This is a genomic window from uncultured Pseudokineococcus sp. (genome assembly GCF_947499845.1).
GTDB lineage: Bacteria > Actinomycetota > Actinomycetes > Actinomycetales > Quadrisphaeraceae > Pseudokineococcus.
Genome location: NZ_CANMPM010000004.1, coordinates 176,840 through 188,003, shown reverse-complemented (window position 1 = coordinate 188,003; position 11,164 = coordinate 176,840). Strand labels below are relative to the sequence as shown.

The 11,164-nt window shown below is 77.5% G+C and carries 10 protein-coding genes; 6 read left to right on the top strand and 4 right to left on the bottom strand.

Going from position 1 to position 11,164, the window contains the following annotated elements:
• Positions 1-3 precede the first annotated feature (3 nt).
• On the bottom strand, positions 4-2,028 hold the full coding sequence (locus Q0789_RS05885) for a DUF349 domain-containing protein (protein ID WP_298803079.1): 2,025 nt from the start codon (positions 2,026-2,028) through the stop codon (positions 4-6).
• Complete coding sequence (locus Q0789_RS05880) at positions 2,025-2,840, bottom strand: peptidylprolyl isomerase (RefSeq protein ID WP_298803077.1); 816 nt, start codon at positions 2,838-2,840, stop codon at positions 2,025-2,027. Before Q0789_RS05880 ends, Q0789_RS05885 begins: the two co-directional genes overlap by 4 nt.
• 133 nt (positions 2,841-2,973) lie before the next feature.
• Between Q0789_RS05880 and Q0789_RS05875 the strand changes: the two genes are divergently transcribed.
• The 3 genes from Q0789_RS05875 to Q0789_RS05865 all read left to right on the top strand — a co-directional run bounded on the left by Q0789_RS05875 (position 2,974) and on the right by Q0789_RS05865 (position 6,538).
• On the top strand, positions 2,974-3,741 hold the full coding sequence (locus Q0789_RS05875; RefSeq protein WP_298803075.1) for an MBL fold metallo-hydrolase: 768 nt from the start codon (positions 2,974-2,976) through the stop codon (positions 3,739-3,741).
• On the top strand, positions 3,741-5,117 hold the full coding sequence (gene hisS / locus Q0789_RS05870) for a histidine--tRNA ligase (protein ID WP_298803073.1): 1,377 nt from the start codon (positions 3,741-3,743) through the stop codon (positions 5,115-5,117). Before Q0789_RS05875 ends, hisS begins: the two co-directional genes overlap by 1 nt.
• Before the next feature lie 332 nt (positions 5,118-5,449).
• The gene (locus tag Q0789_RS05865) at positions 5,450-6,538 is read left to right on the top strand and encodes an Rv2578c family radical SAM protein (RefSeq protein WP_298803071.1); all 1,089 of its coding nucleotides are present in this window, start codon (positions 5,450-5,452) and stop codon (positions 6,536-6,538) included.
• 40 nt (positions 6,539-6,578) lie between these two features.
• Here Q0789_RS05865 and Q0789_RS05860 read toward each other — a convergent pair whose 3' ends face one another.
• Both Q0789_RS05860 and Q0789_RS05855 read right to left on the bottom strand, forming a co-directional pair.
• The gene (locus Q0789_RS05860; RefSeq protein WP_298803069.1) at positions 6,579-7,220 is read right to left on the bottom strand and encodes an alpha-ketoglutarate-dependent dioxygenase AlkB; all 642 of its coding nucleotides are present in this window, start codon (positions 7,218-7,220) and stop codon (positions 6,579-6,581) included.
• A 78-nt stretch (positions 7,221-7,298) separates the two neighbouring features.
• Complete coding sequence (locus tag Q0789_RS05855) at positions 7,299-7,859, bottom strand: YbhB/YbcL family Raf kinase inhibitor-like protein (RefSeq protein ID WP_298803067.1); 561 nt, start codon at positions 7,857-7,859, stop codon at positions 7,299-7,301.
• Positions 7,860-8,062: 203 nt separating this feature from the next.
• On the opposite strand from Q0789_RS05855, the gene aspS reads away from it, so the two are divergent.
• From aspS to Q0789_RS05840, 3 genes are read left to right on the top strand one after another with little or no spacing between them, the layout of a single operon-like run.
• Positions 8,063-9,922, top strand: a complete 1,860-nt coding sequence (gene aspS / locus Q0789_RS05850; protein ID WP_298803066.1) for an aspartate--tRNA ligase — start codon at positions 8,063-8,065, stop codon at positions 9,920-9,922.
• On the top strand, positions 9,919-10,443 hold the full coding sequence (locus tag Q0789_RS05845; RefSeq protein ID WP_171202212.1) for a GNAT family N-acetyltransferase: 525 nt from the start codon (positions 9,919-9,921) through the stop codon (positions 10,441-10,443). Before aspS ends, Q0789_RS05845 begins: the two co-directional genes overlap by 4 nt.
• Before the next feature lie 56 nt (positions 10,444-10,499).
• On the top strand, positions 10,500-11,117 hold the full coding sequence (locus Q0789_RS05840; RefSeq protein ID WP_298803060.1) for a VTT domain-containing protein: 618 nt from the start codon (positions 10,500-10,502) through the stop codon (positions 11,115-11,117).
• Positions 11,118-11,164: the final 47 nt, after the last annotated feature.

The following is an 11,164-nucleotide window of genomic DNA, read 5'->3' as shown; positions in this document are numbered from 1 at the left end:
GGCTCAGCCGCTGAAGTCGGCGGCCGCCCGCTCCACCTGCTGCAGCCAGGCGCGGCGGGCGTCGAGAGCCTCCCGGGCGCGGCGCACGGCGCGCTCGTCCCCGGCCCCCTCCGCCTGCTCGAGCTCGGCCTCGAGCCCGGCGATGGAGTCCTGGAGCTGGCCCAGCGCCCCCTCGGCGCGGGCCCGCGCCTCGGGGTTGGTGCGCCGCCAGCGCTCGGAGTCGGCGTCGCGCACGGCCTGCTCGACCGCCCGCATCCGCTTCTCGATGCGACCGAGGTCGGCCCGCGGCACCCGGCCGGCGGCGTCCCAGCGCTCCTGCACGTCGCGCAGGGCGGCCGTGGCGGCCCGCACGTCGCGGACGGGGAGGATGGCCTCCGCCTCGACGAGCAGGGCCTCCTTGACGGCGAGGTTCTCCTTCTCGCCCTCCAGCTGCTCGGCGTCCTTGGCGTCACGGGCGCTGAAGAAGACGTCCTGCGCCGCGCGGAAGCGCGCCCACAGGGCGTCGTCCTCCTTGCGCGCCGCCCGCGGGGCCGCCTTCCAGCGGTCCATGAGCTGGCGGTAGGCCGTCGACGTCGGGCCCCACTCGGTCGAGCCGGAGAGCGCCTCCGCCTCGGCGATGAGGCCCTCCTTGACGGCCTTGGCCTCGCCGTGGCGCGCGTCGAGCTCGGCGAAGTGGTGCCGGCGGTGCCGCTCGAAGCGGTTGCGCGCGTGCTTGAGGCGGCGCCAGAGGTCGTCCTCCTCGCCCTTGGGCAGGCGTGCCGTGCCGGCGGCGCGCTGCTGCTCGCGCCACAGGTCGAACAGCGCCCGCAGCCGCTCCCCGGAGGCCTTCCACTGCACCTGCGCGGGGTCGGCCTCCGCGAGCGCCTCGGCCTCCTCGACGAGCTCGACGCGCTGCGCGCGGACGACGCCGCGGGCCTGCTCGCGGGCGATGTTCGCCTCGCGCTCGCGCTCGGTGACGCGGGCGCCGAGGGCGTCCACGCGCTCGCCCAGGCCGGCGAGGTCGCCGACGGCGGTCGCGTCCTGCAGGGCGCGGGACACCTTCGCGAGGGCCGAGCGCAGCTCGCCGACGGGCGCGTCGGCCACGTCGAGGCGCTGCTCGACGAGGTCGACCTGCGCCACGAGGTCGGCGAAGCGGCGGCCGAAGTAGGCCAGCGCCTCGTCCGCGGCGACGTCCGGGTACGAGCCGACGACCCGCTCGCCGTCCGCCGTGCGCACGTGGACGACGCCCTCGTCGTCGACGCGGCCCCACTCGGCCGTGTCGGCGGGCGCGTGCTCGGCGCTCACCGCGGGCGCCCCCGCGGCCTCGTCACGACGGCGGCCGCCCGGACGGCCCGCCGGGCGGGGGCCTCGCGAGGACGCCGAGTGGGACGGCGCGGACGGGGACGACGCACCGGGCGACGGGGCGGGTCCGGCGGCGCCGGGGCGCGGCCCGCCGGGGCGCGGCCCCGGTCGACCGGGGCCGGGGCGTGGCGCCGGTCGGGGGGACGGCGCGGCCTCCGCCGCGGGGCTCGTCCCCGGCTCCGCCTCGACCGCCGGCTCCGTCGCGGCCGGGGCGGCGTCGGCGACCGTGGCCGCGTCGTCGGAGGTGGTCCCGGGGTCGGCGTCGGCGACGGGGTCGCTGACGACCTCGTCCGCCGTGCTGCCCACCGCCACGGCGTCGTCCGAGGGCACGGCCGCCTCCGTGACCGGGCCCGCGTCCTCGGGCGAAGCGGTGTCCTCGGGCGAGGGGGTGTCCTCGGGCGAGGAGGCGTCCTCGGCGCGGGGGGCGTCCACCGCGCCCTCCGGGTCGAGCCCGGCCGCGTCGCGGGCGACGTCCTCGGCCGTCGTCACCGGGGAGGTCGGCTCCACCGCCGCGCCCGCGTCCGCCCCGTCCGCCGGCTGCTCGTCGCTCGCCGGGCCGTCCGTCGCCGGCGCGTCCGCGACGGCGTCGGGGGCCGCCTCGGCGGCGACCTCCGGGGTGGTCGTCTCGGGCGCCGCCGTCTCCGGGCGGGCCTCGTCCTCGCGCGGGGCGCTCACGGGGTCGCTCACTGCGTCGTCACTCCCTCGATGCTGATGGGGCGCGCGGGCGCGACCCCGTCGGCGGCGGTGCCGCCCTCGGCGATGGTCTGCACGACGTCGAGCCCCTCGGTCACGCGGCCGAAGACGGTGTACCCGCCCCCGGCGTCCGAGGGGATCGACGAGTCCTCGTAGACGAGGAAGAACTGGCTGCCGTTGCTGTCGCCGTCCCCGCCCTGGCGGGCCATGGCGAGCGTGCCGGCGGGGTAGACGTCGTCGGCGGGGGCGTTCTCCACGGGACCGAAGCTGTACCCGGGCCCGCCCGTGCCGGTGCCCGTCGGGTCGCCGCACTGGAGCACGAAGATGCCCGACGTCACGAGCCGGTGGCACGGCGTGCCGGCGAAGAAGCCCTCGTCGGCGAGGAAGGCGAAGCTCGCGACCGCCTGCGGGGCGGCGTCGGGCAGGAGCTCGACGGTGATGTCGCCGCACGTCGTGGCGATGACCGCCGACGTGGCGTCGCTCGAGCCGGGCGCGGGGGCGGCGTCGAACTGCGGCGGGTCGGCGACGGCGCCGGTCTCCGGCACGGGGCAGGGGTTGTCGGCCACCGGTGTCGCGCTCGGCGAGGCGATCGGCGAGGGGGTGGGGGAGGCGGTCGTGCCGTCCTCGTCCCCACCGGTGACGGCTGTCACGACAGCGGCGCCGACCAGGGCGACGGCCAGCACGGACCCGACCGCGACGAGCACCCGGTTGCGCCGGCGGCGCGCGGCCGCCTGCTGCTCCTGGCGTCGCAGGTGCTCCGCGTAGCGACGTCGTGCGTCGTCGCGCTCGCGCTTGCTGGGCGCCACCGATGGACCTCCGCTCGTCGACCTCCCGCCGGGCCTGCCGCCGTGGCGCGCCCTCCCCGGGACGGGAGCGGCGGCGGCCCGTGGCGGACGGCGGCGAGTCTATGCGCGGACGGGCCGTCGGTAGGCTCCCCCGGTGCTCCTGCGCAGCGTCCCGGCCCGCGTGCTGGGCACCAACACCACCGTCCTGGCCGCCAGGGCCGGCACGGCGGGCTCCCCGGGGGAGTGCCTCGTGGTCGACCCGGGCCTCGGCGTCGTCGACCGCCTCCTGCCGCTGCTGGAGCGGCTGCACCTGCGCCCCGTCGCCGTCCTCGTGACCCACGGGCACCTCGACCACGTCGCGGAGGCCGCTGCCGTCGCCGATCCCGCCGGCGCGCCGGTGCTGCTCGGCGCCCCCGACGTCCACCGCCTCGAGGACCCGCTCGAGGGGCTCGGGCCGCAGCTGCGCGCGGCGCTCCTGGCGCAGGTCCCCGGCTTCGCGTGGCGGCGCCCGGCGTCGGTGCGCGGGCTCTCGGGCGGCGACGAGGTCGTCGCGGGGGCGCTGCGCGTCCGCGCGGTGGCCGCTCCGGGGCACACGGAGGGCTCGACCCTCCTGGTCGTCGACGACGTGCCGGACGGCGACTCCTGGTCCGCCGCCGACGGCCTGCCCGCCGGCACCCCGGCGGTGGCCGGGCGGGTGCGGAGCACGGTCATGACCGGCGACGTCCTCTTCGCCGGCTCGGTGGGCCGCACCGACCTGCCCGGCGGCGACGGCGCCGCGATGCGCGCCACGCTGCGCGACGTCGTCCTGGCCCTGCCCCACGACGCGCTCGTCGTGCCCGGCCACGGCCCGGCGTCGACCCTCGCGCGCGAGCGCGCCACGAACCCCTACCTGCTCGACCCCGACCTCCTGGAGAGCCCCTGATGGCCGCGCGCACCCCCCGACCCCTGTCGGGCTTCCCCGAGCTCCTCCCGGAGGAGCGGGTCGTCGAGGACCACGTCCTCGACGTGCTGCGCGAGGTGTTCGAGCTGCACGGCTTCGCCGGCGTCGAGACGCGGGCCGTCGAGCCGCTGTCGGTGCTCCTGCGCAAGGGCGAGATCGACAAGGAGGTCTACGCGGTCCGCCGGCTCGCCGAGGTCGCCGAGGAGGGCGCGGCCGCGGGGGCGGGCGGGGACGACGTCCTCGCGCTGCACTACGACCTCACGGTGCCCTTCGCCCGGTACGTGCTGGAGAACGCCGGGAAGCTGGCCTTCCCCTTCCGCCGGTACCAGGTGCAGAAGGTCTGGCGCGGGGAGCGGCCGCAGGAGGGCCGCTTCCGCGAGTTCCGCCAGGCGGACGTCGACGTCGTCGACGCCGGCTCGCTCGCGCCGCACCACGAGGCCGAGCTGCCGCTCGTCATGGCCGACGCCTTCGCCCGCCTGCCGCTGCCGCCCGTGGTCATGCAGGTCAACAACCGCCGCCTCGTCGAGGGCTTCTACCGCGGCCTCGGGCTCGCGGACACGGCCTCGGTGATGCGCGAGGTGGACAAGCTCGACAAGACCTCGCCCGAGCGGGTCCGCGCCTCGCTCGTCGACGGCGTCGGCCTGGGGGAGCGGGAGGCCGACGCCTGCCTGGCGCTGGCGACGCTGCGCGCCGAGCCCGGCAGCACCGGCTTCGTCGACGAGGTCCGCGGGCTGGGCGTGCGCGACGAGCTGCTCGACCAGGGCCTCGACGAGCTGGCCGCCGTCGTCGCCGCCACCGGGGCCGTCGGGGGCGGCTCCTTCCGGGTCGTCGCCGACCTGTCCATCACCCGCGGTCTCGACTACTACACGGGGACCGTCTACGAGAGCCGCATGACGGGCTACGAGCACCTCGGCTCGATCTGCTCGGGCGGCCGCTACGACGCCCTCGCCGACGACGGCCGGACGACCTACCCGGGCGTCGGGCTCTCCCTCGGGGTCACGCGCACCCTCGTGCCGCTGCTGCAGCGGGGGCTGCTGCGCGCCTCGCGGCCGACGCCGACGGCCGTGCTCGTCGCCGTCGCGGACGAGGAGCACCGCGCGGCCTCCGCCGCCGTCGCCGCCGCGCTGCGGGCCCGCGGCGTCGCCACCGAGGTGGCGCCGTCGGCCGCGCGGTTCGGCAAGCAGATCCGCTACGCCGACCGCCGCTCCGTCCCCTTCGTGTGGTTCCCGCAGGAGGACGGCTCGCACGAGGTGAAGGACATCCGCTCCGGCGAGCAGGTGCCCGCCGACCCGGCGACGTGGGCGCCGCCCGCCGAGGACGCCCGCCCGACCGTCGCCTGGCACGAGCCCACCGCCTGACGGCGAGTCGTCGCCGCCCGCCCTGGGGGACGGCCTCGGGAGGGCGAGTCGTCGCCTGCTCGCCCTCGGGGAGGGGCTCGGGAGGGCGAGTCGTCGCCCGTTCGCCCTCCACGCCCCTAGCGCGGACTTCGCGGGCCGACGCGCCGTGACGGCGGCGCGAGCGCGGACTTCGCGGGGCGGCGCGCCGCCTCGTCGCCCTCGAAGTCCGCGCTCGTGGCCCCGGTCGCCGCCCGCCTGAGCGCCGAGCTCCCGGACCACCCGAGCGCGGCGACGGCGACGTGCGGCGACGCCGGGCGCTTGACGCCTCGTCGGACAGGTGTTCGACTCCGGTCGTGAGGTGGCAGACGCAGACGCTGGCGGCGGTCGACGACGGCGCGCTGCCCGGGCTCGCGGCAGCGAGCATCCCGGGGCTCCAGCGCACGGTGCGGACGCCGGAGTTCGCGGGCGTCACCTTCCACGAGGTGCGCGCCCGCAGCGCCCTCAACGCGGTGCCGGCGGGGTCGGCCATGCCGTTCCGGTGGACGGTCAACCCGTACCGCGGCTGCAGCCACGCCTGCGTCTACTGCTTCGCCCGCGGCACCCACGCCTACCTCGACCTCGACACCGGCGAGGGCTTCGACCGCGAGGTCGTCGTCAAGGCGAACGTCGCCGAGGTGCTGCGCCGCGAGCTCGGCCGGGCGTCGTGGGAGCGCGAGCACGTGGCGCTGGGCACGAACACCGACCCCTACCAGCGGGCGGAGGGGCGCTACCGGCTCATGCCCGGCGTCGTCGAGGCGCTCGCGTCGTCCGGCACGCCCTTCTCCGTGCTGACGAAGGGGACGCTGCTCGCGCGCGACCTGCCGCAGCTCGCCCGGGCCGCCGGGCAGGTGCCCGTCGGGATCGGCGTGTCCCTGGCCATCTGGGACGACGACCTCCACCAGGCGCTCGAGCCCGGGACGCCCTCGCCCCGCGCCCGGCTCGAGCTCGTGCGCCGCGTCCGCGACGCCGGGCTGCCGTGCGGCGTCTTCGTCGCCCCGGTGCTCCCGTGGCTGACCGACACCGTCGAGCACCTCGACGAGGCCCTCGGGCGGGTCGCGGAGGCGGGCGCGACGGGCGTCACCGTCCTCCCGCTGCACCTGCGACCCGGCGCGCGGGAGTGGTTCTGGGCGTGGCTCGAGCGCACGCACCCGCGGCTCGTGCCGCGCTACGCCCGCCTCTACGGCCGCGGCGCCTACGTCCCGTCGCACTACCGGTCGTGGCTGCAGGAGCGGCTCGCGCCGCTGCTGGCCCGCCACGGCCTCGACCGCCAGCACGGCGGGGTCGCCCGCGGCGTCCCCGGCGACGACGAGGGCGACTTCCCCGCCGGCAGCCTGCCGACGGGGGCGGGTCGCCGCCCGCAGGCCGCCGTCGCGGAGCCCGAGCAGCTGCCCCTCGCCCTCTGAGCGCGGCGGTCGTCCCGGGACCACCCGGGCCGCGGCGTCGTCAGCGGACGCCGTGCGGGCGCAGCTGGACGCTGACGCGGGGCCCGACCGGCCGGCTCGTCTTGGGGACGGCGTGCTCCCACGTGCGCTGGCACGAGCCGCCCATGACGAGCAGGTCGCCGTGGCCCACGGGGACGCGCAGCGCCGTCGGGCCGCCGCCGCGCGGGCGCAGCACGAGGGGGCGCGGGGCGCCCAGCGAGAGGATCGCGACGACCGTGTCCTCGCGGCTCGAGCGCCCCAGCCGGTCGCCGTGCCACGCGACGCCGTCGCGCCCGTCCCGGTACAGGCACAGCCCAGCGGTGCGCAGGGGCTCGCCGAGCTCGGGGAGGTAGTGCGCCGAGAGGGCGTCGCGCGCACGGGCGAGCAGCGGGTGGGGGAGGAGCGCCTCCTCGCCGTAGAAGCAGAGCAGGCGGGGCACGTCGACCTCGCGCTCGTACATCTGGCGGCGCTCGGCGCGCCACGGCACCGCGGTGAGCAGGTGCTCGAAGAGGGCGCCCGACGACTCGACCCAGCCCGGGCGGACGTCCACCCAGGCGCCGCGGGAGAGCTCGTGCCGCACGAGCCCCTCGGTCAGCTCGCCGAGGCGGGGCCCGGCGTCCTCCGCGACGTCGTCGAGGAGGGACGGCTGCGTCGTCAGCGACATGGGCCGAGCCTACGCCACGGGTCGAACACGCGTTCGACCCATGGCGTAGGTGCGGCCGGCCGTGGTGGAGGAGGCCGGTCAGCCGTCCTGGGCCGGCAGGTCGTACGTCGCGACGAGCGTCGCCCGGGCGAGCGTGTGCGGGAAGAGGTTGAAGCCCAGCTGCGCGGGCGGGGCGTCGGCGTCGAGGCCGAGGCTCTCGACGTCGACGGCGTGGACGACGACCCAGTAGTGGTGCGTGCGGTGCCCGGGCGGCGGCGCGGCGCCGACGAACCCGGCGAAGCCGCCGTCGTTGCGCAGCTGGACGGCGCCCTCGGGCAGGCCGCTCGTCGCGGCGCCGCGGGGCAGCGACGTCGTGGAGGCGGGCAGGTCGGCGACGGCCCAGTGCCAGAAGCCGGACGCCGTCGGCGCGTCGGGGTCGTAGACGGTGACCGCGAAGCTCTTCGTGCCCTCCGGCGCGCCCGACCACGACAGCTGCGGGGAGACGTCCTCGCCCCCCTCGACACCGAAGGCCCCGCTGGCGTGGCGGTCGGCGAGGCGCTCGCCCTCGGCGACGTCGTCGCTGCTCACGGTGAAGGACGGCACCTGCGGGAGGTGCTCGTACGGGTCGATCGGGCCTCGGCCGGTGGTCGGGTCGCTCACGGTGGTCTCCTCCTGCAGGGCGTGCGGCGGCCGCTCGGGGCGGCGCCGCCGGTCGGGGGCCATGCTCGGCGGCGCGGGCCGCCGTCGCACCTCGCCCGTAGGATCGCCGCGCCCGTCGGCGGGCGCCGGGGCACCGGCGGCCGCGGGCGCCGCACCCAGCCCGGCCGCCCGACCGCCGGGGACACCACGTGAGAGGACCCACCGTGCTCCGCACCCACGAGGCCGGCACCCTGCGCGCCGACCACGCCGCCGACGCCCCCGCCGCCGAGGGGACGGCGCCCGACGCGGCGACCGTGACGCTGGCGGGCTGGGTGGCCCGGCGCCGCGACCACGGCGGGGTGGCCTTCCTCGACCTGCGCGACGCCTCGGGCGTCGTCCAGGTCGTCGTCCGCGACGAGCTGCTCGAGTCCTCCGGCGCCCACGACCTGCGCAGCGAGTACGTCGTCCAGGTCACGGGCGCGGTGCGCCGGCGTCCCGCGGGCAACGAGAACCCCGACCTGCCCACGGGCGAGGTCGAGGTCGTGGCGTCCGAGCTGGTCGTGCTCTCGACGGCCGACCCCCTGCCCTTCCCCGTCGAGGCCTCCGGCTCGGGGGAGGTCGGCGAGGAGGTGCGCCTCAAGCACCGCTACCTCGACCTGCGCCGCTCCGGCCCGGCCGCGGCGCTGCGGCTGCGCAGCGCCGTCAACCGGGCCGCCCGCGGCGTCCTCGACGGCCACGGCTTCACCGAGGTCGAGACCCCGACGCTCACCCGGTCCACCCCCGAGGGCGCCCGCGACTTCCTCGTGCCGGCGCGCCTGCAGCCCGGCAGCTGGTACGCCCTGCCGCAGAGCCCGCAGCTGTTCAAGCAGCTGCTCATGGTCGGCGGCGTCGAGCGCTACTACCAGCTCGCCCGGTGCTACCGCGACGAGGACTTCCGCGCCGACCGTCAGCCGGAGTTCACCCAGCTCGACGTCGAGATGAGCTTCGTGGACGCCGAGGACGTCATCGCGCTCACCGAGGAGCTGCTCACCGCGCTGTGGCGCACGGCCGGGCACGAGATCCAGGGCCCGATCCCGCGGATGACGTACGCCGAGGCGATGGCGCGGTACGGCAGCGACAAGCCCGACCTGCGCTTCGGCCTCGAGCTCGTCGAGTGCACCGACTACTTCCGCGAGACGCCCTTCCGCGTCTTCCAGGCGCCCTACGTCGGCGCCGTCGTCATGCCGGGCGGGGCGAGCCAGCCCCGCAAGCAGCTCGACGCCTGGCAGGAGTGGGCCAAGCAGCGCGGCCACCGCGGCCTCGCCTACGTCCTCGTCGGCGAGGACGGCGAGCTCGGCGGCCCCGTGGCCAAGAACCTCTCCGAGGCCGAGCGCGCCGGGCTCGCGGCCCACGTCGGGGCGAGCCCCGGCGACTGCGTCTTCTTCGCCGCCGGGCCGGCGTCCTCCGCCCGCGGGCTCCTCGGCGCCGCCCGCCTCGAGGTCGGGCGCCGCACGGGCGCGATCGACGAGGGCGCGTGGGCCTTCGTGTGGGTCGTCGACGCGCCGCTGTTCGAGCCCGCCGACGACGCCACGGCGTCCGGCGACGTCGCCGTCGGATCGGGCGCGTGGACGGCGGTGCACCACGCCTTCACCGCGCCGACCCCCGAGTGGGTCGACCGCTTCGAGGAGGACCCGGGCGCCGCGCTCTCGCAGGCCTACGACATCGTCTGCAACGGCAACGAGATCGGCGGCGGGTCCATCCGCATCCACTCGCGCTCGGTGCAGGAGCGGGTCTTCGCCGTCATGGGCCTGGCCGAGGAGGACGCGCGGGCCAAGTTCGGCTTCCTCCTCGACGCCTTCGCCTACGGCGCCCCGCCGCACGGCGGCATCGCGCTCGGCTGGGACCGCATCTGCGCGCTGCTCGCGGGCGTCGACTCCATCCGCGAGGTCATCGCCTTCCCCAAGAGCGGCGGCGGCTACGACCCGCTCACGGCGGCGCCGGCGCCCATCACCGCCGAGCAGCGCAAGGAGGCCGGGGTGGACGCGAAGCCCCAGCCCGCCCCCGGCGAGCCGCCGACGGCGCCCGAGCGCGGCGGCACGTCGTGACCGTCGTCGTCCGCCCCGAGGGGCCCGAGGACGAGACCGCCGTCGCCGCCGTCGTCACCGCCGCCTTCACGGGGGCGGGCGCGCAGCCGGGCCCCGAGGCGGCCTTCGTGCACGAGCTGCGGCTCGAGCCGGGCGCCTACCTCGCCCGGTACAGCCTCGTGGCGGTCGACGACGGCGACGTCGTCGGCCACGTGCTGGCCAGCCGCATCCACGTCGGGCAGGCGCCGGCCCTCGCGCTGGCGCCCGTGTCGGTGCACCCGGACCACCAGAGCTCCGGTGTCGGGCGCCAGCTCGTCGAGCGGGTCCTCGCCGAGGCCACGGTGGCGGGGGAGACCCTCGTGCTCGTCCTCGGCGACCCCGCGTTCTACGGGCGCTTCCGCTTCGAGCCGGCCTCGGAGCTCGGCATCACCGGGCCCTACGCCGGGCCGGAGTTCATGGCGCGGCGGCTGGCCGCCGACGCGCCCGTGGGGGAGGCCGTCTACTCGCCGGTCTTCACGCGGCTGGAGCAGGGGCGGCTCTAGGGCTGCGCCCAGCCCGCTCACGGGCGACCCGGTGACAGGTGGGCCAGGATGACGCTGTGAGCCTCCTCGACCCCCAGCACCTGCTCGCGACCTTCGGGCTGGTGGGGCTCTTCGCGGTCCTCTTCGCCGAGACGGGACTGCTCGTCGGCTTCTTCCTGCCGGGTGACTCGCTGCTGTTCTCGGCGGGCATCCTCACGGCGACGTCGGCGAGCGACACGGCCCACCTGCCGCTGGGCGCGGCGATGGCGGCCGCCGCGGCCGGGGCGCTCGCCGGGGCCGAGGTGGGCTACCTCATCGGCCGGCGGGCGGGACCGGCGCTGCTGGACCGTCCCGACCGCCCGCGCCTGCAGGCCGGGGTGCGCCGGGCCGAGGGCGTCCTCGAGCGCTACGGCTACGGCAAGGCCGTCGTGCTGGCGCGCTTCATCCCCGTGGTGCGCACCCTCATGAACCCGCTCGCCGGCACCGTCGGCATGCGCGCCGGCTCCTTCACGCTGTGGCAGGCCGCGGGCGGGCTCGTCTGGTCGCTCGGCCTCATCTTCGTCGGCCACGAGCTCGGCGCGCGGATCCCTGGCATCGACACCTACCTCCTGCCGATCATCGCCGTCGTGGTGGTCGTGTCGCTGCTGCCCTTCGCCGTCGAGCTGCTGCGCGCCCGCCGCCGCAGCGCCTCCTGACCGCTCTCGACGGGTCGCCCCGCTGGGGGCACCGCGCTCGTAGTCTC